This is a genomic window from Ancylobacter sp. G4_0304, from assembly GCF_047501495.1.
GTDB lineage: Bacteria > Pseudomonadota > Alphaproteobacteria > Rhizobiales > Xanthobacteraceae > Ancylobacter.
Genome location: NZ_JAZDRM010000036.1, coordinates 16,225 through 39,714 on the forward strand (window position 1 = coordinate 16,225; position 23,490 = coordinate 39,714).

Consider the following 23,490-nt stretch of genomic DNA (forward strand, 5'->3'; position numbering starts at 1 on the left):
AGACACATTTTATGTGGCTATATGCGCTCATTCCTGCGGATAGATGGTCCGCACCCCGGCCTCGCGGCACTGCGCCTGGAAGCTCTCCGGCGGCGGGCCGTCGCTGATGATCGCGTTGACCGCCTTGAGCGGGCACACTTTCACCGAGGCCTCGCGGCCGAATTTCGAGCGGTCGGCGATCACCCAGGTCTCCTGCGCCTGCGCCATCGCCGCGCGCGAGAACTCGGCCTCGAACAGATGGAAATCCGCCAGTTCCCCGGCCCGCGTGATCGCGCCCACCGAGAGCAGCGCATAACGCAGCTGGAACTGCCCGATGAAGGCGAGCGCCGAGGCGCCGAATGCTGCCGCATCCTCCCCGCCGAGCTCGCCGCCGGCCATGAACACGCGATTGCCGTTCCGCGACGCCAGCCGGAATGCGATGTGCGCGGAATGGGTAACCACGGTGAGCCGAGAGCGCGCCGCCAGCGCCTCCGCGACATAGGCGGAGGTGGTGCCGTTATCGAGAAACAGGCTGTCGCCATCCTCGATGCGCTCGCGCACCAGCGCGGCGATCGCCCATTTCGCCTCCTTGTTCACCTGCATGCGGCGCTGGAACGGCGGCTCCTCGGCAAGGTCCGGCACCATGATGCCGCCATGAAAGCGCAGCAGCGCGCCCTCCTCGATCAACGGCTGGATGTTGCGGCGGACCGTCTCGGTGGAGACGCCGAGCCGTGCCGCCAACTCCACGATCGAGCAGCTTCCGCTGGCCTGCACCGCCCGCAGGATGTCGCCGCGGCGCTTGATGGACATGGAGTCACTCCTTGATGGAGACGGGCACAAACCAACGAAACACCACAATTTTTAGCAGATTTATCGCGGTTTGCGAGGGGAGGACGCGACCACTCGTCGGCCAGATCGGCGCCGCCGATGGCCGGGACCGGCGGCGGGAGCCGGCGCCGCGCGCCTTCATGGGCGAGAAAACGCGTTTCCTATGAAGAAATTTTATTGACAGGAAAAACCGGCGATGCGAGCCTTTCTCCTTGAGAGCGCCGCGGCCTGTCGCCGGCTTCCGCGACGGGGCCGCAGGGTGCGAACCTTCCGCGCTCCGGATCCTTCAGCGCCTCAGGTGCTTCAGCGCTTCTTGCCTCCGCGTTCGCTACCGTTTCGCCTCAGGCTTTCGCAGAACCAGGGTTTCCGCCACTCATGAACGCCGTGTTCCCCCGCAACTCCATCCTCAACGAGCGGCACATCGCGCTCGGCACCAAGTTCGAGTCCTCGTGGAACGGCATGCCCCTGCCGCAGTTCTACGCCACCGATCCCTATGACGAAGTGACCGCGGTCCGCTCGCGTGCCGGGCTGATCGACGTGTCCTCGCTGCAGCTGGTCAACGTCACCGGCCCGGAGGCCGTGACGCTGCTGAATGAGATCCTGACCTCCGACGTCGACAAGCTGAAGCCGGGCCAGTCCGCCATCAGCAATATCGTCGATGAGAACGGCTCGCTGATCGACGACGTGCTGGTCTATCGCAACGGGCCGGAGGATTTCCGGCTGTCGCACGGCTCCGGCAAGCTGGAAGAGGTGCTCGCCGAGTTCAGCCCCGGACGCGACGTCACGGTAGCCAGCGACGGCGACACCCATATCCTTTCGCTTCAGGGGCCGCTCGCGCTCGACATCCTCAAGCCGCACGCCTCGATCGACCTCGCCACGCTCGCCTATTTCCAGCACGCGCCGGCCACCCTGTTCGGCAAGCCGGTGACGCTGGCGCGCGGCGGCTATTCCGCCGAGCGCGGCTATGAGGTGTTCGCCAGCGCGGCCGACACCGTATTCCTGTGGGACGCGATCCTGGAAGCCGGCAAGCCGTTCGGCGCCATGCCGGTGTCGTGGCAGAGCCTCGATATCGTGCGGGTCGAAGGCGCGCTGCTGTTCTTCCCCTATGACATGCCCAAGGGCGACGAGACGCCATGGGAAGTCGGCGCCGACTGGACGGTGGACCTCGACAAGCCGTCCTTCCGCGGCAAGGAGGCGCTGGTGCGCCGCAAGGGCGAGCAGCGCGTGGTCCAGCGCGGCATGGAGATCGACCATCACGAGCAGATTGAGCCCGGTGCCAAGCTGTTCAAGGACGGCAAGGAAGTCGGCTCGCTCAACTCCTCGATCTATAGCCGGCATCTGATGCGCTCGATCGCGCTGGTGCATGTGCTGCCGGAACTCGGCGCCTTCGGCACCGAGTTCGAGGTGGTTGGCCCGCAGGGCAGCTTCACCGGTCGTCTCGTAAAAACCCCGTTCTACGATCCGCTGCGCCTGCGCACCCACCCGCTCGACGAACGCTGAGGGCTGGCCCGGAAAGATCGGGCGAAAGCTTTGGCGATATCGTCTGTGATCACCGTCATGCCCGGGCGCGTCCCGGGCATTGTCGTTTCACGCGGGATGGATGACGGGCGGCCCTGCGCCCTTAAGTGGAGGGCATGTGCTGTTACAGCGCCCTCCGAGCGGTGCAACGCAGATATGAAAAAGGGCCGGAGCGCCATGGCTCCGGCCCTTTTCGATTCCGGCGAAGGAGCCTTACGCCCGCACGCGGCTCTTGGTCGGGTCGTAATGCGGGAAGCCGACAATGGTGGCCGTCAGCCGCTTCTGGTGGCCGTCGAGCTTGCCGACCTCGACCTCGCCGCCGATCTCCGCCGCGCTGATATCGAGCCGCGCCAGCGCGATGATGTGGCCAAGCGTCGGCGAGCGGGTGGCGCTGGTGACGACACCGATCTGCGCGCGGCCGTTGAACACCGGGTCGCCATGGTGCACCGGCTCGTTGGCCTCGAAGGCGAGGCCGACCAGCTTCTTGCCCGGATGGGCACGCCGGCGGGCCAGCGCTTCCTTGCCGACGAAGTCGTCAGTCTTCGATTCCGGGACGGTGAAGCCGATACCGGCCTCGAAGGGATCGGTCTGGTCGCAGAATTCATAGCCCGCAAAGGCAAGCCCTGCCTCGATGCGCACCATGTCCAGCGCGAGCAGGCCGAGCGGCTGCAGGCCGAAGGGCGCGCCCGCCGCCATCACCGCATCCCACACCTCCGGCGCGCGGGACGGGTGGCACCAGATCTCGAAGCCGAGTTCGCCGGTATAGCCGGTGCGCGAGACCATGACCGGCACGCCGGCGATCTTGCCGATGGTGAAGCGGAACCATTTCAGCTCGTCAGCGCTGGCCTGATGCGCCGGCGTTTCAAGGATGGCGCGCAGGATCTCCCGCGACTTCGGCCCCTGCAGCGCGACATTGTGGAGCTGGTCGGTGGAGGATTTCACGAAGGCGTTCAGCCCGTGCTTGGCCGCCAGATCGCGCAGCCAGACGCCGCAATAATCGTCGCCGCACACCAGGCGGAAATTGTTCTCGGCGAGGCGGAACACGGTGCCGTCGTCCAGCATGCCGCCATGGTCATAGGTCAGCGCGGTGTAGACCACCTGCCCGACGGCGAGCTTGCGGATGTCGCGCGTCACGGCGAGTTGCACCAGCGCCTCGGCATCGGGGCCGAGCACCTCGAACTTGCGCAGCGCCGACAGGTCCATGATCACCGCCCGCTCGCGGCAGGCCCAGTATTCCTCGATCGGCCCGGCGGCCGAGAAGCAGTCGGGCAGCCAGAAGCCGCGATACTCGACGAATTTGCGGGTGAGCGCGGAGGTGCGCGGGTGGAAGCCGGTTTCGCGCGTCAGCCGCGGGGCGGATTCGGGCGTCATGCGGTGGGCGATCCCCTTCGAGAAACTGTTGGAGCCGTCATAGACCCGGACATGGATATCGGTCGGGTGCCAGGCATTGGAAGCGTCGATGTCGTCGGCGCAGGAGGAGGAGGCGCAGACGAGGTCGGTGAGCGCGCGCAGCAGCACATAGTCGCCGGGCCGCGACCACGGCTCGTCCATGCCGATGCGGTCGCCCGGCGAGACGAAGGTGTTGTAGAAGAAATTGATCGCCGGCCAGCCCATGCGCGGGCGGATGTCGTAGGGCGCCAGCGCACGGTTGAAATTGTCCGTGCAGTTGTCGTGGCCGGGATAGCCCATGTCGTCGTAATATTTGGCGTTGCAGGCCAGCATGAAGGTGTCGTGCCTGCCCACCGTGTCGCGGATCACCTCGACCAGCGCGGTCTGGTCCTCGTCGAAATATTTCGAGTGCAGGCCGGGGCCGGGACTGGCCGAGCCCATCAGCGTGCGCGTCGTGGTCGGGTCGAGCCCGCATTCGCGCCCACCGCGCAGCTTGGCGGCGTCGAAGGCGAGGAAGTCCGAGCACTGCTGGCCGTCGACGTCGATGATCTGGATATAGTCGCCGGCCTTCACCTCATAGGCGCTGGCCGAGGCGGCGCGGATGCGCAGATCGAGCTTGGGTTCGGCGAGCGGGGGCGGCACCGTGCCCGCGCTCGGCGCCGCCGGCTCGATCTCGACGACGAGGTCGGTCGGCGCGTCCTGCCCGGCCGGGTCCATCGGTCCGCCGGGCGCCACCAGCACGCAGCGCAGAAGCGCCGGCGCGGTGAAGCGCGCGGTGGCGCCGGGCGCGCCCTCGGCACCGAACAGCTGGACGCCCGCGATCACGCCCTCGCCGAGAAGCGCGCGCGCGGCCTCGGGCAGGTCGGCGGCGGGGAGCGGGCCGCCGAGCACGAGTTCACTGAGCGGCGTCGTGAGCCCCGCGACATAGAGCGCGCCGGGCTGGCGTCCTTCGGGATCGACGACATGGACGCGGTCGCCCGGCTTCAGTTCGAATCCGACGAAGCCGCCGCCGGGCGCGACATGGCGCACGCGCGCGGGGGTGAGCCGCACCGCGCCGGCCTTGGCGCCGGGACTGCCGAGCTGGATGTTCATGCCGTCCTCCCCTCGCGCGGCGCGCGGACTATTCGGCCGCCGCCGCCGGCTGGTTGATGAAGGCCTCGAACGAATCGTCCAGTGCCTCCAGCCACTTGGTGTGATGCTTCGGCGCCATGTTGCCGGTCATGATCGAGGCATAGGAATTGTCGCGATAGCCCATGATGTCGCGATCCTTGTCATGTTCCCACACCTTGAACAGGTCGGCCACGGCGTCGAGGTCGAACATCGGATAGTCGGTGGCCGGGATGATGTCCTTCATGTAGTCGGTCTGGAAGTCGATCGCATCGAAGGCGGTCTCGATGGCGCCTTCCTTCTCCAGCCACTTGGCGATGTCGGCGGCGATCTCCTCGCTCGACGGCGGCACGATGCGCCCGAGGATGATGTCCCGCACGTACCAGGCCTGCGCGTCGAACATGTTGAAGGTGTAGTACTGGTCCTGCGGGCCGACATAGAACAGCTTGGGATTGCCCTCCCACATCACGCCCTTCCACAGGTCCGGCGGGTTCATGCGGTTGGCGCTCTTGAGGCGCAGCTCGTCGGCCAGGAACGGGTAGTGGTGGAGATAGCCGGTGCACAGGATCACCGCGTCGACTTCCGACACCGTGCCGTCGATGAAATGGGCGGAGCGGCCTTCCAGCTTCTCCATCAGCGGCTTCTCGGTGAAGCAGCTCGGCCATTTGAAGTTGGAGCGGCGGGTGCGGTAGCTGAAGGTGATCGACTTGGCGCCATATTTGTAGCACTGGCTGGCGATGTCTTCCGCCGAATAGGACGAACCGACGATCAGCAGGTCCTTGCCGACGAATTCGTCGGCGGCGCGGAAATCATGGGCGTGCATCACGCGGCCCGGAAACATCTCGATGCCGGGGAAATAGGGCACGTTGGGCGTGGAGAAATGGCCGAGGCCACCACGACGTAATCGAACTCCTCGTCGTAAAGCTCGTCCTTGACCAGGTCCTTGGCGGTGAGAGTGAATTTGCCCGTGGCATCGGAATATTCGACCCATTTCACCGGCGTATTGAAGCGCACCGACGCCCGGAGCCCGGCCTTCTCCACCCGGCCCATGATGTAGTCGTGCAGCACGGCCCGCGGGGGATAGGACGGGATCGGCCGGCCGAAATGCTCCTCGAAAGTGTAGTCGGCGAATTCCAGGCACTCCTTCGGCCCGTTCGACCAAAGATAGCGATACATGGAGCCATGGACCGGCTCGCCATACTGGTCGAGGCCGGTGCGCCATGTATAGTTCCAGACACCGCCCCAGTCGGACTGCTTCTCGAAGCAGACGAATTCCGGAACTTCGGCGCCGGCTTTCTGCGCGGACTGGAAGGCACGAAGCATGGCCATGCCCGAGGGGCCGGCACCGATAATGGCGACGCGGATGCTCATTTGCGTTGTTCCCGTGGTCCTTGGAAAGGCAGGCCAGCGCGCCGCTTTCTCGGGACGGAAAGCTTGATCGACCGGCCTTTGAGCGAAGCCTGTCACTAATTTCCTGCTTGTCAAGATAGTTTCCTGCAAAGAATTCGTGGCCGATTTTGCCGCCGCAGGCATCCTGCCTAAAAATTCCGCAACCCGGCTTCTTGACGGCAAAAGTTTCCTGCTGGACACTCAATTTTATCACGGAGAAACATTCGACGCGTGCTGCGGCGGGTCTCCGGGGATCGCCGCATGTTCCAGCTTATCGCCGTCCGGTTCGCGCCGGACTGACCTGTCGAGACCGGCACCATGCTCATTTCGGACATCAAGAGTCGGCCCGTCTATGAGCGGCTGAGCGTCGATGCCAGCGGCCGGCGCCATCTCGTGCTGAGCGACACGCCCCGCCCGCTGGCGGAGGTGATCGATGGCACCGAAGCCGCGCAGGCCCCGCTCGCCTATTGGTACGTCGCCTCCACCAGCGCGGTCGACGGCAAGCCGAACCCCGCGGCGGGAGCGGCGGACACCGCCAGCAACCACGGCCCGACCGAGACCCGCGCCTTCCGCGCGATTCCCCATGTGCTGGACCGGCTCTCCCACCGCCTCGGGCAGGAAAGCGTCGGGTTCCGGCTCTATGTCATCGGCGAGGAAGGCTTCGTCTGGGACGTGGTGCGCCTCGCCCGCGAGGCCGGGCTGGAAGAGAGCGAGTGCCGCACCGCCCATGCCGGCTCCCTGCGCCGCAAGGTGTTCTGCGTTCACTGCAAGACCGTCACCCCCCATGTCACCACCAGCCTCGTGGTCTGCGAGGGCTGCGGCGCCAATCTGGTGGTGCGCGATCATTTCTCGCGCGGGCTGTCCGCCTTCATGGGCGTGCAGGCCGATGCCGAGGCGCCGGGCGAACTGCCCCCGGTCGAGGAGATGTTCCCATGAGCCAGCCGACCGTCGCGCTGCGGGTCACGGCGGCGGTGCCGCTGTCCCCGCTGCTCAAGGGCTTTACTTTCGAACCGGCCGATGGCGGGCGCGTCGCCCCCTCCGGCCCCGGCGCGCATCTGCGCCTGTTCCTCAAGCCCGGCGACCGGGTGCACAAGAACGCCTATTCGCTGATCTCCAACCCGGAAGACCGCAGCCACGCCTCGATCATCGTGCGCCGCACCGCCGACTCCAAGGGCGGCTCGGCGTTCCTGCATGAAGGCGTGCGCGAGGGCGACGTGATCGAAGCCGGGCTGCCGGCCAACCTGTTCCCGGTGGTGCGCACCGCGCGCCGGCACCTCATGGTCTCGGGCGGCATCGGCGTCACGCCGTTCCTCGCCTATATCGCCGCCTTCGAGGCCGCCGGCACGCCGTGGGAGCTGCATCATTTCTGCCGCGCCGACGAAGCCGGCGTATTCGAGGCGCTGCTGGCGCCCTATCCGGCCTCGCGCATCCACATCCATGCCGGCCCGGTGTTCGGCGGGCTCGACGAGGTGCTGGCGCGCCAGCCGCTCGGCACGCATTTCTACACCTGCGGCCCGGCGGTGATGATGGAGGCGGCGCTGGATCTCGCCCGCGCGCTCGGCTGGCCCAAGGCGCGGCTGCATTCGGAATCCTTCGGCGGCGCGGGCGAAGGCGGCAGGCCGTTCATCGCGGTGCTGCGCCGCTCCAACCGCGAAATCGCGGTCGGGCCCGACACCACCCTGCTCGACGCCCTTGAGGCGGCGGGCGTGGACGCGCCCTGCCTGTGCCGGGGCGGCGCCTGCGGCCAGTGCCTCACCGAAGTGGCGGAGGGCGAGCCCGAGCATCGCGACCATTTCCTCGACACCGAGGAGCGTGCTTCGGGCCGCGTGATCATGACCTGCGTGTCGCGCGCCAGGACCGCGCGCCTCGTGCTGGAACTCTAGGAGCGTGTCCGGGCGAGGCCGACCGGCCCTCGCGACCCGAACATGCGCCGACACATTGACATGACAGCCGGACCGGAGAGCGCCGTGACCATCCAGTTCAAGCCGGACGAGACCTTCCGCGACGATTTCCGCTACGCGAACTCGGACGCGGCGGTGCTGCGCTTCCCGTTCCCGTTCCCGGAAGACGCCTACATGTACTCGGTGAACATCGAGCCGCATGTGCCGGGCGGCCCGACGCCGGCCTTCGACAACCCGTTCGATGTCGACGAGCACTATGTCGCCGAGTGCCGCGAGCGGGCAAAGGTGCTGGAGCAGGACCCCAGCCGCTGCAAGGTGCTCCCGCACATGATGGCGGCGCAGTGGGACACGCTGGAGCTCATCATGGAGAGCTTCGCGGCCTCCTATCCCGAGCATTTCACCCTGACCCGCGAAGGCACGAACTGGAACTGGGAAAACCGCCCGCTCGGCATCCGCGACAGCTTCATCTTCGGCGACGCCTCGACCCTGCCGCTGCCGCCCTTCGAGTACATCACCCGGCAGGCGCAGGGCGACTTCACGCTGCAGGACCAGCGCGACGACAATCTGTTCATCGACGGCGGCATGGTGACGACGCAGGCGGACTGGTCGCTCGACTTCGATGTCGGCATGAGCTTCCACCAGTGGCACGGCCCGGTGCCGCTGGCCCACCAGAAGGGCGTGTTCGACCGCGCGCTGAAATTCCTGCTGCGCCTGCAATATGGCGCGCCGGTGCGCCGGCTCAACTGGACGATGACGGTCAATCCCCGGCTCGACACCTCGCCGGAGAACTACCCGCAATGGGGGCCGGACCGCACGACGCTGACGCCGGAGAACGTCGCCTCCAAGCTGCATCTGCGCGTGGAGCTGCAGTCGCTGTTCCGCCTGCCGCGCTCCAACGCCATCCTGTTCGGCATACGCTGCTATCTGTGCAGCATCGAGGACCTTGCCCGCGTCGAGATCTGGGGCAAGCGCCTGCACCGGGTGCTGCGCGACCTGCATCCCGAGATCGCCGACTACAAGGGCACGACGCGCTATCGCGACATGGCGGTGGCCTGGCTCTCGCAATTCGACGACGGCGCCGAGCTGCCCGCGGGCACCGCCCCGCGCCAGACCTCGTTGCCGCCGAAGCGGTGAGGCCAGCATGCGCCTGCCCCTGAGAGGGCTCTCCCAATCGTCGATCCGCGGCCTCGCCGAGGCGGTGGCGGACGAGCCGAAGCCGGCATCGATACCCGTGACGGCCTTCGCACAGGAGAGCCTCGCCACCGGCTCCAGCGCGCCGCGCGCGGCGAACCTGTCGATCGAGCAGGTGATCGGCACCCAGATCCGCCAGCACCGCAAGCGGCTCGACATCACCAGCGCCGAGCTGGCCGCCACCGCACGGATTTCGCCCGGCATGATCTCCAAGATCGAGAACGGGCAGATTTCCTCCTCGCTCGCCACGCTCACCGCCATTGCCGGCGCGCTGAACGTGCCGATCGCCTCGCTGTTCGCCGGCTATGACGACCAGAGCGAATGCTCGCTGGTGAAGGCCGGACAGGGCGCGATCATCGAGCGGCGCGGCACGCGGTCCGGCCACATCTATGAGCTGCTCGGCCAGTCGCCCGGCGCGGACCGCACCATCGAGCCATTCCTGATCACCCTCACCGAGAAGGCGGCGCCCTATTCCGGCTTCCGCCACGCTGGGGTGGAGCTGATCTACATGCTGACCGGGCGCGTGGGCTACCGCCACGCCGACAAGGTGTACGACCTGGAGCCCGGCGACACGCTGTTCTTCGACGCCTCCTCCGAGCATGGACCGGAAGAGCTGATCGCGGTGCCGACCACCTACCTGTCCTTCATCGTCTACCCGAAGGCGTGACCGTCTCCGCCGGCTCCACACTTCGGATTAAGCTACCATAATACCTTATTGCTGGCCTGTTTATTGCCTGTGAAGAAACAGATGTTCCTGAAAAGGACATTTTCACTCGACGTGCCGCCTCACGCCAACCACCCAGGGGAAAAGCCGATGCGCGTTCAAGGTCTCATCAAGTCACTCGCCGTGTGCGGCCTGCTCGGCGGCATGCCCGCCGCCGTGCAGGCTCAGGAATCCAAGGATCCGATCATCATCGCCCTGCACGACTGGACCGGGCAGCACCTCACCTCGCACATCGCCGGCGAACTGCTGAAGGCCAAGGGCTACAAGGTCGACTACGTCACCATCGACTACCTCACCGGCCTCACCGCCATGGAGAATGGCGACGTCACCTTCATGTCGGAGCTGTGGCAGACCACGGCGCAGGACGCCATGGACGCTTCCGACAAGACCGGCAAGACCGAACGCCTCGGCCCGCTCGGCCCCAAGGCCAAGGAAGAGTGGTGGTATCCGGCCTATATGAAGGAGAAGTGCCCCGGCCTGCCGGACTGGAAGGCGCTGCTCAAATGCGGCGAGGCGTTCTCCGCCCCCGAGACCGCGCCCAAGGGCCGCTATCTCGGCATGGAAGCCACCTGGGGCGGGCATGATCCCGAGCGCATCGAGGCCCTCGGCCTGCCCTTCGTCGCGGTCGATGCCGGCACCGAGGCCGCCATGTTCGCCGAGCTGAAGTCGGCTTACGAGCGCAAGGCGCCGATCATTCTGTGGGTGTACTCGCCGCACTGGGTGCCCTCGGTGTTCGAGGGCGAATGGGTCGAGTTCCCGGCCTATGAGCCGGCCTGCTACACCGACCCGAAATGGGGCACCAACCCCGACAAGGCCTATGATTGCGGCAAGCCATTCGGCGAAATCTTCAAATACACCTCGGCCGACACCAAGAAGAAGTGGCCCGGCGCCTATGAGGTTCTGAAGAAGCTCAATGTCGACGGCAAGGAGCTGAACCTCATGGTCAAGGAAGTCGACGTCGATGGCAAGCCGCTCGACGAGGTGGTCGCCGCCTATGTGACCAAGCACAAGGGCGAGTACTGAGACCCGGCGAATACTGAGACCCGGCGAGTACTGAGGCCGGGCGAAGAGGGAGGCCGCATCCGTCGGCCTCCCGTTGCCCCGCCCTCCCCGGCGCCCGTCGCCGGCCCCCGCCGCCATCCCCGTGGCGGCGCACCCGCCTTTCCCGACGATTCCCAGCGTGAGGATCGATGACCATGGTTTCGCTTGCGCCCGTCGAGGCCGCCCCGCCGTCCAAGGCGGCCCCCGCAGCCGACGCGCCGGCCGCCCTGATCTGCCGCAATCTCTGGAAGGTCTACGGCGCCAATGCCGAGGCGTTCCTGCGCGAACATCCCGAGGCGAGCACCGCCGAGATCCGCGCGGCCGGGCTGTTCGCCGCCGTGCGCGACGCCACGCTGGAAATCCGCCAGGGCGAGATCTTCATCATCATGGGCCTGTCGGGCTCGGGCAAATCCACGCTGGTGCGCTGCCTGTCGCGCCTCGTCGAGCCCACCGCCGGCGCGGTGTTCTACGAGCACCAGAACCTTTTGCGCATGACGCCCGCCGAGCTGATCGAGCTGCGCCGGCACAAGATGGGCATGGTGTTCCAGAACTTCGCCCTGCTGCCGCACCGCACCGTGCTCGGCAATGTCGCCTTCCCGCTGGAGGTGCAGGGCATCGGCAAGGCGGAGCGCGAGGAGCGCGCGCTGGAGGTGATCGAGCTGGTCGGCCTCGCCGAGCGCGCCGGGCACTACCCGCGCGAATTGTCCGGCGGCCAGCAGCAGCGCGTCGGCATCGCCCGCTCGCTCGCCGCCGAGCCGGCGCTGTGGTTCCTCGACGAACCGTTCTCCGCGCTCGACCCGCTGATCCGCCACGAGATGCAGAACGAGTTCCTGCGGCTCCAGCGCATGCTGTCCAAGACCATCGTGTTCATCACCCATGATTTCGACGAGGCGATCCGCCTCGGCGACCGCATCGCGATCATGAAGGACGGCGTGATCATCCAGGTCGGCACCGCCGAGGAGCTGATGCTCAACCCGGCCTCGGAATACGTCTCGGAATTCACCCGCCATGTCGCGCGCGCCAAGGTGCTGACCGCCGGCGGCGTCTGCGTGCCGGTCACGTCCGGCGAGGCGCTCGGCCCGGCCGTTGCCGCGCGCAGCCGCGTCGCCGATGTCGCGCAGATCGTCATGGCCGCCGACGCGCCCGCCGCCGTGGTCGACGCCGACGGCGCCGTGCTCGGCAAGCTGGAGAAAGCGGCGGTCATCGACATTCTGGTCGGAGGCGCCCGATGAGCGACATCGCGCTCGACGACGCCGAGCCCCGCACGCGCCCTTCCACCGGCTGGCTGGTGGCGCTTGGCGTCGCGCTCGCCGTGCTGCTGCCCTATGTGGCGCCGGGCCTGTTCGGCTGGGCCAAGAGCTACCCGTCCGCCTGGATCGTGCCGGTCAGCGACTGGCTGAAGGCGCTGCTCTACTGGCTGGCGCGCGACGCGACCTTCGGACTGTTCACCTTCAAGGAGATGACGCGCTTCATCTCCGGCCTGTTCGGCTATGCGCTGGACGTGCCGAAGGCGCTGCTCTCCACCGGCATCAATCTCGGCGAGGACGGCGCCGCGGGGCATATTCCGCGGCTGTCCTGGGCCGGCATCATCGCGGCGGTGACGATCTGGAGCTATCTGCTGGGCGGCCGGCGGCTGGCCATGCTCGGCTTCATCGGCTTTGGCTACATACTGGTGTTCGGCCAGTGGGACAGCGCGATGGTCACGCTCTCCCAGGTCATCCTCGCCGTGGCGGTGGGCGTCGCCGGCGGCATCGGGCTGGGCATCCTCGCCTATCGCGTGCCGCGCATCGAGGGCGCGGTGGTGGCGATGCTGGATTTCATGCAGACCGTGCCGACCTTCGCCTATCTGGTGCCGCTGGTGTTTCTGGTGGGCGTCGGCCCGGTCTCGGGCATGCTGGCCACCATTCTCTATGCCATGCCGCCCATGGTGCGCGTCACCATGATGGCCTTGAAGCGCGTGCCGCCGGAGCTGGAGGAACTCGCGCGCATGACCGGCTGCGAGCCGCGCCAGTCGCTGTGGAAGGTGCTGGTGCCCTCCGCCCGCGACGGGCTGCTGGTGGGCGTCAACCAGGTGATCATGCTCACGCTCAACATGATCATCATCGCCGCGATGATCGGGGCCGGCGGCCTCGGCTTCGACGTGCTCAACGCGCTGCGGCAGGCCAACGGGCTCGGCAAGGGGCTGGAGGCCGGGCTCGCCGTGGTGGCGCTCGCCATCGTGCTCGACCGCATGAGCCGCGCCATGGTGGAGCTGCGCCCGGTTCATGGCGAGGCGGCGGCGCGGCGGCGCCGGCTGTTCTGGGTCGGCATGGCCGCGCTCATCGGCTTCACCGCGCTGTCGCTCGCGGTGCCCGAGCTGGAGCGCCTGCCCAATGAATGGCGCGTCTCCACCGGCAATATGTGGTCGGACGTGGTGTCCTGGGTGAACCTCAACCTGTTCTCCACCGCCGACGCCATCCGCACCTTCCTGCTGATCTATCTGCTGGTGCCGGTGAAGACCTTCATGATCGGCTTTCCCTGGCTCGGCCTGCTGGCGCTGGTCGCGGGTGGGGCCTGGGCGCTGGGCGGCTGGCGCTTCGCGATCGGCATGGCGGCGCTGATCGCCTTCATCCCGATGGCGGGGCTGTGGGAACGCGGCATGACCACGATCTATCTGTGCTCGATCTCGGTGGTGATCGCCGTCGCCATCGGCCTGCCGCTCGGTTTCCTCGGCAGCCGCTCGGAGCGCATGCACAATTTCCTCGGCGCGATGTGCGACACGCTGCAGACCCTGCCCTCCTTCGTCTATCTGCTGCCGGTGGTGATGCTGTTCCGCATCGGCGACGTCTCGGCACTGGTCGCCATCGTGCTCTACGCCATGGTCCCGGCGATCCGCTTCACCGATCACGGCCTGCGCGGCGTGCCGGCGAACCTGAACGAGGCCGGCACCATGGCCGGCTGCACCGGGGCGCAGCGTCTGGCCAAGGTGCAGCTGCCCTATGCGCTGCCGGAAATCATGCTGGGGGTGAACCAGGTGATCATGATGGCGCTGTCCATGCTGGTGGTGTCGTCCTTCGTCGGCACCAATGATCTGGGCAAGCAGATCCAGGTCGCGATCAGCCAAGCCGATCCCGGCAAGGGCCTCTCGGCCGGGCTGGCCATCGCCTTTCTCGGCATCTTCGCCGACCGCATGATCGGCCGCTGGGTCGGCGCCCGCCGCGCGCGGATGGGCATGTGACGCCTCCACGCCCCGCCGCCCTCGCGGGGGCGGTTTCGGGGCGTTGAGCGCGTGACCAATATAGGGTACACCCCTATCCTATGAGCCACACCATCCGCCAGAAGGCGAAGCTGCTCGCCCGCGTCCGCCGGCTCAAGGGCCAGATGGAGGCGATCGAGCGCGCGCTGGAGAATGAGGCGCCCTGCGCGCAGATCCTCAACCAGGTCGCCTCGGTGCGCGGCGCCGTGAACGGGCTGACCGCCGAACTGATCGAGGACCATATCCACGAGCATGTGGTGCATGCCGACGGGGCGGCGCGCGAGGAAGGCGCGGCGCAGCTCGTCGAGGTGATCAGGACCTACCTGAAATGAGCGAGAAGCCGCGCCTGTCGAGCCCGCACGCCCATGTCTTCCTCGGCGCCGACCATGCGCGCAACGAGCGCCGCACCTGGCTGGTGATCGCACTGACCGCCGCGATGATGGTCGGCGAGATCGCGGCGGGGACGCTCTACGGCTCGATGGCGCTGGTGGCCGATGGCTGGCACATGGCGACCCATGCCGGCGCGCTGCTGATCGCGGCGCTGGCCTATCTCTATGCCCGCCGGCATGCGGGGGATCCGCGCTTCACCTTCGGCACCGGCAAGCTCGGCGACCTCGCGGGCTTCGCCAGCGCTGTCGTGCTGGCGCTGGTCGCACTGCTGATCGGCTGGGAGAGCCTGCAGCGCTTCGCCAACCCGGTGTCGATCGATTTCCCGCAGGCCATCGCGGTGGCGGTGCTGGGCCTTGCCGTCAACCTCGCCTGCGCGTGGCTGCTGCGCGACGACCATGGTCATCATGGGCACGGGCACGGACATGCACACGATCATGCACACGACCACGACCATGATCACGAGGCCGGGCGCGACCTGAACCTGCGCGCGGCCTATCTTCATGTGCTGGCGGACGCGCTGACCTCAGTGCTCGCCATCGCCGCGCTGGCGCTGGGCAGCCTCTATGGCTGGCTGTGGCTCGATCCCGCCATCGGGCTGCTCGGCGCGCTCATCATCGCGCGCTGGTCGTGGAGCCTGATCCGCGAGGCCGGCGGGGTGCTGATCGACTACCTGCCGCCGGGCGAGGACCTGCCCGACGAAATCCGCGCGGCGGTCGAGGTGGACGGCGACGAGATCACCGACCTGCATGTCTGGCAGCTCGGGCCGGGGCACCACGGCGCCATCGTCGCGCTGCGCAGCGCCACCCCGCGCCCGCCGGCGCATTACCGGGCAAAGCTCGCCCATATTGGCGACCTCTCCCATGTCACGGTCGAGGTCGAGCCGCGCGCGGCCTGAGAGCACGTCTCAGATGCCGATGCCCTCGCTCCAGACATCGGTGTGCCGGGCTTCCAGATAGCCGTGACCGGCGAGATAGGCGACGATGTCCTCCGCCATGTCCTCCGCCGTGCGCTCGGCGCCGTGCAGGTGGATTTCCGGGGCTTCCGGCGGCTCATAGGGGCTGTCGATCCCGGTGAAGTTGACGATCGCGCCCTCGCGGGCGCGCTTGTACAGCCCCTTGGGATCGCGCGCCTCGGCAATGGCGAGCGGCGTGTCCATGAAGATCTCGATGAACTCGCCCTCCTCCACCATCTCGCGCGCGAGCTGCCGGTCGGCGCGGAACGGGGAGATCAGCGAGGCGATGACGATCACGCCGGCATCGACGAACAGCTTCGCCACCTGTCCCACCCGGCGGATGTTCTCCACCCGGTCGGCCTCGGAGAAGCCGAGGTCCCGGCTCAGCCCGTGACGGATGTTGTCGCCGTCGAGCAGATAGGTGTGGCGCGCCAGCGATTGCAGCTTCTTCTCGACCAGATTGGCGACGGTCGACTTGCCGGAGCCCGACAGGCCGGTGAACCACAGCACCACCGGCTTCTGCTGCTTGAGATCGGCGCGGGACGCCTTGGAGACCTCCAGCGCCTGCCAGTGGACATTGGTCGCGCGGCGCAGGCCGGCGTCGATCATGCCGGCGCCGACGGTGAGGTTGCTCATCCGGTCGATGATGATGAACGCGCCGGTCTGCGGGTTGCGGTCGAACGGATCGAAGGCGATGGCGTGCTGGGTGGACAGATGCACCACGCCGACCTCGTTGAGCGCGAGCCGGTCGGCCGGCAGCTGTTCGAAGCTGTTGACGTCCACCTTGTGCAGGATCGTGGTGATGCTGGCGCTCACCGTGCGGGTGCCGATCTTGATGAGATAGGGCCGGCCGGGCACCAGCGGCTCGTCCTGCATCCAGATCACATGGGCCGAGAACTGGTCGGAGACTTCCGGCCGCTCGTCGGCGGCGGCGAGGATGTCGCCGCGCGAGATGTCGACCTCGTCCTCCAGCACCAGCGTGACCGCCTCGCCGGCCTGCGCCTGCCGCAGAGTGCCGTCCTTGGTGACGATGGAGCGCACGCGGCTGGTGCGCCCGGACGCGGCGACCGCGACGGCATCGCCCGGCCGCACCGTGCCGCTGGCCACCGTGCCGGAAAAGCCGCGGAAATCGAGATTGGGCCGGTTGACCCACTGCACCGGCAGGCGGAACGGGCGCGCCAGCGCATCGTCCTCCACCGCCACGGTCTCCAGATGCTCGACCAGCGTCGGCCCGGTGTACCAGGGGGTGTTCTCGGAACGCTTGAGCATGTTGTCGCCGAAGCGCGCCGAGAGCGGCACGGCGAGGAAGGTCTCGAACTTCAGGTCGCGGGCGAAGGCCAGATATTCCGCGACGATCTTGTCGAACGCCTCCTGCGAATAGCCGACCAGATCGATCTTGTTCACCGCCAGCACGACATGGCGGATGCCGAGCAGCGAGGCGATGAAGGAATGGCGCCGGGTCTGGGTGAGGATGCCCTGCCGGGCGTCCACCAGAATGACGGCGAGGTCGGAATTCGAGGCGCCCGTCGCCATGTTGCGCGTGTACTGCTCGTGGCCGGGCGTATCGGCAACGATGAATTTGCGCCTGTCGGTGGCGAAGAAACGGTACGCGACGTCGATGGTGATGCCCTGCTCGCGCTCGGCGGCGAGTCCGTCGACCAGCAGCGCGAAATCGAGATCCTCGCCCGCCGTGCCGTATTTGCGGGAATCGCTGGAGAGCGTGGCGAGCTGGTCCTCGAACAGCAGCTTGGTGTCGTAGAGCAGCCGCCCGATCAGGGTGGACTTGCCGTCGTCCACGCTGCCGCAGGTCAGGAAGCGCAGCAGGCTCTTGTGCTCCTGCTGGGTCAGATAGTCGGCGACGTTGTCGGCTTCCGCGAGCGCGCTCATCAGAAATATCCCTCGCGCTTCTTCATTTCCATGGAAGCGGCTTCGTCATGGTCGATCAGCCGGCCGGCGCGCTCGGAAGTGCGGGCGATCAGCATCTCGCGCACGATGGCCTCCAGCGTGGTGGCGTCGCTGTCGATCGCGGCGGTCAGCGGGTAGCAGCCGAGCGTGCGGAAGCGGACCTGGCGCATCTCCGGCGTCTCGCCCGGATGCAGCGGCATGCGGTCGTCGTCCACCATGATCATCTGTCCGCCGCGCCACACCACCGGGCGCTCGGCCGCGAAATACAGCGGCACGATCGGGATGCGCTCGGCGAGGATGTACTGCCAGATGTCGAGCTCGGTCCAGTTGGAGAGCGGGAAGACGCGGATGGATTCGCCCGACTTCACCCGCGTGTTGTAGAGGTTCCACAGCTCCGGGCGCTGGCTCTTGGGGTCCCAGGCATGGCTCTGGGTGCGGAAGGAGAACACGCGCTCCTTGGCGCGGCTCTTCTCCTCGTCGCGGCGCGCCCCGCCGAAGGCGGCGTCGAAGCCGTGCAGCGTCAGCGCCTCCTTGAGCGCCTCGGTCTTCATCACATTGGTGTAGAGCGAGGAGCCGTGGTCGAACGGGTTGATGCCCTGCGCGAGCCCCGCCTGATTGGTGTGGACGATCAGATCGAAGCCGAGCTCGCGCGCCATGCGGTCGCGGAACGCGATCATCTCGCGAAACTTCCACGTCGTGTCGATGTGCATCAGCGGGAAGGGCGGCTTGGACGGATAGAACGCCTTGGCCGCCAGATGCAGCATCACGGCGGAATCCTTGCCGATGGAATAGAGCATGACCGGGTTTTTGAACTCGGCCGCGACCTCCCGGATGATGAAGATCGATTCCGCCTCAAGGCGGCGCAGATGGGTCATACGATCAGCCGACACGCTACTCACCTCTTCCCGTCGACAACCGCCGCGCCCGCAATGAGGCGCCTGTCGCCATAGGCGACGAAATGGGGGTTGGCGAAATCAACGTCATGGGCCTGCCCGCGCTTGCCATAGGTCAGCGGGGCGCCGTCCAGCGTGGCCACCACGCCGCCGGCCGCGCGCAGCACCGCGTCGCCGGCCGCCGTGTCCCATTCCATGGTGCGACCGAGGCGCGGATAGAGATCGGCGGCGCCCTCGGCGACCAGGCAGAACTTCAGCGAGGAACCGGCGCTGAGAAAGGAGCAGGACGGAAAGCGCGCGAGCCATTCGGAGGCGGCCAGAGCGCCGTGCGAGCGGCTGCCGATCGCCGCGACCGGCTCCGCGGCCGGGCGCACCGAAATCGGCACGATGGCGCCGAGCGAGGTGCCGCTGACGCTCGCCTTGAAAGCGCGGCCATCCGCCCCGCCATAGAGCACGCCGATCGCGGGAGCATAGACCACGCCGAGAACCGGCACGCCGGCGCGCACCAGCGCGATGTTCACGGTGAACTCGCCATTGCGGGCGAGGAATTCGCGGGTGCCGTCCAGCGGATCGACCAGAAAGAACACGTCGCCGATCTCGGGCAGCCGGCCGGCGGCGGCCTCTTCCTCGGCGACCACCGGGATGCCGGGGGCAAGGCGGCGCAGACCTTCGAGGATCACCGCCTCGGCGCCGATATCGGCCTGCGTCACCGGCGAGGCATCTTCCTTGGTGCGGGCGACGAAATCGGTGGCGTAGACGTCGAGGATCACCTCGCCGGCCTTGAGAGCCAGTTCCACGAGCGGCAGGAGGTCCTGCCCGTCGGCCACGTCCGTCGTCATCTTGCCTGCGCCGTCCCTGTCGCGCCGCTAAAGGCGTCGCTCATACAGGCGAAGCCGTCCGGCCGCAATATACGTATCGCAACAGGGAAATGCCACATACTCAACCGATCATGTTTTTTGATCGAATTGCACATGGAATATGCGTATTTAAAATCTCTGTGTCAGACAGTCGGGGCTCAGCTCTGCGTGGGAGGGACTCCCGAGGCGGCTTCGGCCATGCCCTGGGATTGCGCCTCCAGCGCCAGGGTGCGCTCCAGCAGCACCTCGTAAATCGGCCGCCCGCCAAGCGCCTGTGCCACGATGTTCGCGACCAGCGTGGTGACGATCACCGGCAGCAGCACGGTGTAGGCCCCGGTCAGTTCCGCCACCAGCACCATGCCGACCAGCGGCGCACCGATGGTGGAGGCGAACAGCCCGCCCATCGCCGCCACCGCCAGCGCGGCGGCCATGCCGTCCGGCAGCGGCATCACCATGTCGAGCGCTGAGCCATAGACGAGGCCAATGGTGGTGGCGAGCGCGAGGATCGGCGCGAAGATGCCGCCCGGCGCACCGGCGCTGTAGCTCGCCATGGTCATCACGAAACGGATCATCACGATGAAGGCCAGCACCGCGAGCGGCAGGTTCTCCTTGGTAAGCTGCACCGCCAGCAACTCGCCGCCCTGCGTCGCCTCCGGGCGCAGGAACATCAGGGCGCCGATGGCGAGGCCGACCAGCGCCGGCAGCAGATAGAACGAGGTGCGCAGGCCGAAGCGGCGCGCATGGTCCAGCGACCAGATCAGCACCGTGTTGAACACCACGCCGGCGACGCCGAGGATCAGCCCCATCACCGCGAATACCGGAAGCTGCACCAGCGCCACTTCCGCCACCGGCATCAGCATATAGGGCTCGGCGCCCGAGAGCGCGGTGGTGACGATGCCGCTCATCACGCAGGCGAGGCCGACCGCCGCATAGGTGCGCCCGCTATAGGGAAACTGCCGCCGGGTCTCCTCGATCACGAACAGGATCGCCGCCAGCGGCGCGTTGAAGGCCGCCGCAAGGCCCGCCGCGCCGCCGGCCGCCAGCAGACCGTGCATGTCGGCGCCGGAGAGCCGCTGCCAGTCCGCCGCCGCCTTGGCGATCGAGGCGCCCATATGGATGGTCGGACCTTCGCGTCCCGCCACCAGCCCCGAGCCGAGCGCGAGCAGGCCGCCGACGAACTTCACCGGCAGCACGCGATGCCAGCGCACCACGCGCATGCCGGCCATCGCGCCCTCGATTTCCTGAACGCCCGAGCCGGCGGCTTCCGGCGCAAAGCGCCGCACCAGCCACACCGCCGTCACGGTGCACAGCGCCGCGATCCCCGCCCCGGCGGCCAGCAGATAATACCCTTCCAGGCCGCTGCGCTCCCGCAGCACGGCCGGCCAGTCCAGCGCCGCCTCGACGCCGAGATGGAACCCCGTGCCGACCACGCCGACAACCGATCCGACCAGGATGGCGACGATGTAATAGGCCAGATTGCTCATGCCGCGTACTCTTTCTGCCTGACGCGGCCCGCTCTCCGGCGGGCCCGTCTCCTTCGGTAGCACCCCTTGGGTAGCATCGCCCTACCCGCTCCGAAAGCATCACGCACGCCATCGGGCGCCGCGAACCGGACAATCGCGACGAGGGGTCGCGGCCCAATAAAAAAACGCTCCCAAATGGGAGCGTCCCAAGTTCGCCGGACCGGGACGCGCCGGGAGAGGTGGCGCGGCCCGCTGGTTCGAGGCAAGGAGCGCCGCGCGGACGGCGCTCCCGTCGGACGGTCAGCTCGCCTTCTTGAACTTCGCCGCCTCTTCCGAGCCGCCGGTGGCGTTGCCCTTGGAGTAGGAATGCGCGCCGACGCCGGCGAGGTTGCCGCCCTGCACGATCAGGTACTCGTCGCGGATCGCGCGGCCCTCGAAGAAGCATTCGAGGATTTCGCGGGTGCCCGCCGCATAGCGGGTCTGGGCGGTGAGCGAGGTGCCGGACATGTGCGGGGTCATGCCGTTCCACGCCATGGTGCGCCAGGGGTGATCGGCCGGCGCGGGCTGCGGGAACCAGACGTCGCCAGCATAACCGGCGAGTTTGCCGCTCTCCAGCGCCGCCGCGACGGCATCGCGGTCGCACAGCTTGCCGCGCGCGGTGTTGACGATATAGGCGCCGCGCTTGAACAGCTTCAGCGTCTCGTCATTGACCATGTGCTCGGTCTCGGGATGCAGCGGGCAATTCAGCGTCACCACGTCGCAATGCGGGTACATGTCGGTGGGCGTGTCGTGCCAGGTGAGGTTCAGCTCCCGCTCGACCGCCTCCGGCAGCCGGTGGCGGTCGGTGTAGTGCAGCTTCACGTCGAACGGCGCGAGGCGGCGCAGCACGGCGAGGCCGATGCGGCCGGCGGCGACGGTGCCGACGCTCATGGCCTCCAGATCGTAGGAGTGCTTCACGCAATCGGCGATGTTCCAGCCGCCCTTGCGCGCCCAGTCATGCGCGGGGAGATAATTGCGCACCAGGCCGAGGATCATCATCACCACATGCTCGGCGACGCTGATCGAGTTGCAATAAGTGACTTCCGCCACGGTGACGCCGCGATCGATCGCCGATTGCAGGTCGACATGGTCGGAGCCGATGCCGGCGGTGAGCGCGAGCTTCAGGTTCCTCGCCTTTGCGAAGCGCTCGGGCGTGAGATAGGCCGGCCAGAACGGCTGGGAGATCACGATGTCCGCATCCACCAGCTCCTTCTCGAACACCGAATCCGGGCCGTCCTTGTCGGAGGTGACCACCAGCGTGTGGCCGTTCGACTCCAGATATTTGCGCAGGCCGAGTTCGCCGGACACGCTGCCCAGCATGGTGCCGGGCGTGAAGTCGATCGCCTTCGGGGTCGGCAGGGTCTGGCCGCCGGGATAATGGTCGATCCTCGGCAGGTCGTCGCGGGCATAGGTCTTGGGGTAACCGTCGACCGGATCGTCATAAAGCACGCACAGAACCTTGGCCATCGCGGCATCTCCTCGTTTCAGGTTGAGCGGGGACGCTCCCGCCGCGGGCTGCGCGGCTGGCTCATACGGGCGTCGATGTCGTCGCTCGCCATGTCCGGCCCCGCCCTCGGGATGCGGGCCGGGCGTTCGGAACGTCCTCCGTGCCGGCTGGCCTGAGGCGCGTTCACCGCCCCGCGTCGCCGCCGACCGTCACACTGTGACCGGCACGGGCAGCGGGCTCAAATTGAAAGGGGTGAACAATTGATAGACAAAAGAAATCAAAAGTTCTCAATTAAGAAATATTCTTGATCAAATTCGCGTTCAGCCGAACAGGGTTGCGCCCTTTGCCCGCGCGAGCTTCAGCAGCGCGCCGGCGACTGGCGGCAGCGGGTCCCTCTCCGACAGAACAAGGCCGATCGGCTGCACTTCGACCGGCTCGACCAGCGGAATGCCGGCAAGGTCACTGCCCGGCCCCAGCCCCCGGAAGCTCGCCTCCGGCACGATGCTGGTCCAAGGTCCGCGCCGCACGAAGGCCCAGATGCCCATGAAGGAATTGGTCTCGATCGCCGGCTGCGCGCTGGCGCCGGCCGCGCGCATCGCCTGATCGATGATGCGCCGGTTCTGCATGTCGGGGGTGAGCAGGCACAGCGGCGCGGTCGCGGCCTCCACCCAGCTGATGCTGCGCCGGCGCGCCAGCTTCTCGTCCGCCCGCGTGACGAAGACATAGCGCTCCAGATAGAGATCGAGCCGGCGCACCCGGTTCAGCGGCTCGTTCTCCAGATAGGTGATGCCGGCATCGAGATCGAGCTCGTCGAGCCCACGCTGGATCGCCGCCGAGCTGAGCGTCAGCATCTGCACCTTCACCTGCGGATGGCGGGCGATGAACGGGGCGAGCAGGGTCGGCGCCGCCGCCGTCGCGGCCGGGATCGCCCCGACGCGCAGCGTGCCGGAGAGTGCGCCGCCGGTATCGGCCCGCTCCTGCCGCAGGCTGTCGTAATCCGCCGCGATCTGCCGCGCCCAGCCGAGCACGCGCTCGCCCTCCGCCGTGAAACCGAGGAAGCGATGGCCGCGCACCACAATCGGCAGGCCGAGCTCCTGCTCCAGTTTGCGGATGCCGGCCGACAGCGTCGGCTGCGAGACATGGCAGGCCTCGGCCGCGCGCCCGAAATGCTTCTCGCGCGCCAGAGCGACCAGATAATGCATCTGCCGGACGAACATCGGCCAATCCCGTTTCCCGCGTCGA

Annotated in this window: 19 protein-coding genes and 1 pseudogene; 10 read left to right on the forward strand and 10 right to left on the reverse strand. The window is 67.5% G+C overall.

Annotated features, from left to right (window positions below; genetic code table 11):
- Positions 1–27: 27 nt before the first annotated feature.
- A complete protein-coding gene (locus tag VRZ77_RS17910; RefSeq protein ID WP_414593952.1) occupies positions 28–789 on the reverse strand; it encodes a DeoR/GlpR family DNA-binding transcription regulator in 762 nt (253 codons plus the stop codon).
- Between the two features lie 393 nt (positions 790–1,182).
- Here VRZ77_RS17910 and VRZ77_RS17915 point away from each other — a divergent pair, with 393 nt between their 5' ends.
- The gene (locus VRZ77_RS17915) at positions 1,183–2,307 is read left to right on the forward strand and encodes an aminomethyltransferase family protein (protein WP_414593953.1); all 1,125 of its coding nucleotides are present in this window, start codon (positions 1,183–1,185) and stop codon (positions 2,305–2,307) included.
- A 231-nt stretch (positions 2,308–2,538) separates the two neighbouring features.
- Here the strand turns inward: VRZ77_RS17915 and VRZ77_RS17920 are convergent, their stop codons facing one another.
- From VRZ77_RS17920 to VRZ77_RS17930, 3 genes and pseudogenes are all read right to left on the reverse strand, one after another.
- Positions 2,539–4,806 carry a DUF1989 domain-containing protein gene (locus VRZ77_RS17920; protein WP_414593954.1) on the reverse strand — a complete coding sequence of 756 codons (2,268 nt, stop codon included), beginning with the start codon at positions 4,804–4,806 and terminating at the stop codon, positions 2,539–2,541.
- Between the two features lie 28 nt (positions 4,807–4,834).
- A complete protein-coding gene (locus VRZ77_RS17925; RefSeq protein WP_414593972.1) occupies positions 4,835–5,455 on the reverse strand; it encodes a hypothetical protein in 621 nt (206 codons plus the stop codon).
- 105 nt (positions 5,456–5,560) lie between these two features.
- A pseudogene (locus tag VRZ77_RS17930) lies at positions 5,561–6,354 on the reverse strand (hypothetical protein); the annotation flags it as partial.
- Between the two features lie 174 nt (positions 6,355–6,528).
- Between VRZ77_RS17930 and VRZ77_RS17935 the strand changes: the two are divergent.
- From VRZ77_RS17935 to dmeF, 9 genes are all read left to right on the forward strand, one after another.
- Positions 6,529–7,146: a dimethylamine monooxygenase subunit DmmA family protein gene (locus tag VRZ77_RS17935; protein ID WP_414593955.1), complete on the forward strand. Its 618-nt coding sequence runs from the start codon at positions 6,529–6,531 to the stop codon at positions 7,144–7,146.
- On the forward strand, positions 7,143–8,093 hold the full coding sequence (locus VRZ77_RS17940) for a PDR/VanB family oxidoreductase (protein WP_414593956.1): 951 nt from the start codon (positions 7,143–7,145) through the stop codon (positions 8,091–8,093). Before VRZ77_RS17935 ends, VRZ77_RS17940 begins: the two co-directional genes overlap by 4 nt.
- An 84-nt stretch (positions 8,094–8,177) precedes the next feature.
- Entirely contained in the window at positions 8,178–9,245 is a 1,068-nt protein-coding gene (locus VRZ77_RS17945; protein ID WP_414593957.1) for a heme-dependent oxidative N-demethylase family protein, read from the forward strand.
- Positions 9,246–9,252: 7 nt separating this feature from the next.
- On the forward strand, positions 9,253–9,969 hold the full coding sequence (locus tag VRZ77_RS17950; protein WP_414593958.1) for a helix-turn-helix domain-containing protein: 717 nt from the start codon (positions 9,253–9,255) through the stop codon (positions 9,967–9,969).
- Positions 9,970–10,116: 147 nt separating this feature from the next.
- Positions 10,117–11,049 carry an ABC transporter substrate-binding protein gene (locus VRZ77_RS17955; protein ID WP_414593959.1) on the forward strand — a complete coding sequence of 311 codons (933 nt, stop codon included), beginning with the start codon at positions 10,117–10,119 and terminating at the stop codon, positions 11,047–11,049.
- Between the two features lie 173 nt (positions 11,050–11,222).
- On the forward strand, positions 11,223–12,299 hold the full coding sequence (locus VRZ77_RS17960; protein WP_414593960.1) for a quaternary amine ABC transporter ATP-binding protein: 1,077 nt from the start codon (positions 11,223–11,225) through the stop codon (positions 12,297–12,299).
- Positions 12,296–14,284 carry an ABC transporter permease gene (locus tag VRZ77_RS17965; RefSeq protein ID WP_414593961.1) on the forward strand — a complete coding sequence of 663 codons (1,989 nt, stop codon included), beginning with the start codon at positions 12,296–12,298 and terminating at the stop codon, positions 14,282–14,284. Before VRZ77_RS17960 ends, VRZ77_RS17965 begins: the two co-directional genes overlap by 4 nt.
- Positions 14,285–14,364: 80 nt before the next feature.
- Positions 14,365–14,634: a metal/formaldehyde-sensitive transcriptional repressor gene (locus tag VRZ77_RS17970; protein WP_414593962.1), complete on the forward strand. Its 270-nt coding sequence runs from the start codon at positions 14,365–14,367 to the stop codon at positions 14,632–14,634.
- Complete coding sequence (gene dmeF / locus VRZ77_RS17975) at positions 14,631–15,587, forward strand: CDF family Co(II)/Ni(II) efflux transporter DmeF (RefSeq protein WP_414593963.1); 957 nt, start codon at positions 14,631–14,633, stop codon at positions 15,585–15,587. Before VRZ77_RS17970 ends, dmeF begins: the two co-directional genes overlap by 4 nt.
- Positions 15,588–15,596: 9 nt before the next feature.
- Here dmeF and cysN read toward each other — a convergent pair whose 3' ends face one another.
- The 6 genes from cysN to VRZ77_RS18005 all read right to left on the reverse strand — a co-directional run bounded on the left by cysN (position 15,597) and on the right by VRZ77_RS18005 (position 23,465).
- A complete protein-coding gene (cysN, locus tag VRZ77_RS17980) occupies positions 15,597–17,531 on the reverse strand; it encodes a sulfate adenylyltransferase subunit CysN (protein WP_414593964.1) in 1,935 nt (644 codons plus the stop codon).
- The gene (gene cysD, locus VRZ77_RS17985; protein WP_414593973.1) at positions 17,531–18,424 is read right to left on the reverse strand and encodes a sulfate adenylyltransferase subunit CysD; all 894 of its coding nucleotides are present in this window, start codon (positions 18,422–18,424) and stop codon (positions 17,531–17,533) included. Before cysD ends, cysN begins: the two co-directional genes overlap by 1 nt.
- A 20-nt stretch (positions 18,425–18,444) precedes the next feature.
- Entirely contained in the window at positions 18,445–19,281 is an 837-nt protein-coding gene (gene cysQ / locus VRZ77_RS17990; protein ID WP_414593965.1) for a 3'(2'),5'-bisphosphate nucleotidase CysQ, read from the reverse strand.
- A gap of 176 nt (positions 19,282–19,457) precedes the next feature.
- The gene (clcA, locus tag VRZ77_RS17995; RefSeq protein WP_414593966.1) at positions 19,458–20,783 is read right to left on the reverse strand and encodes a H(+)/Cl(-) exchange transporter ClcA; all 1,326 of its coding nucleotides are present in this window, start codon (positions 20,781–20,783) and stop codon (positions 19,458–19,460) included.
- Between the two features lie 279 nt (positions 20,784–21,062).
- Complete coding sequence (locus VRZ77_RS18000; protein WP_414593967.1) at positions 21,063–22,268, reverse strand: NAD-dependent formate dehydrogenase; 1,206 nt, start codon at positions 22,266–22,268, stop codon at positions 21,063–21,065.
- A gap of 300 nt (positions 22,269–22,568) precedes the next feature.
- Entirely contained in the window at positions 22,569–23,465 is an 897-nt protein-coding gene (locus tag VRZ77_RS18005; RefSeq protein WP_414593968.1) for a LysR family transcriptional regulator, read from the reverse strand.
- Positions 23,466–23,490 lie beyond the last annotated feature (25 nt).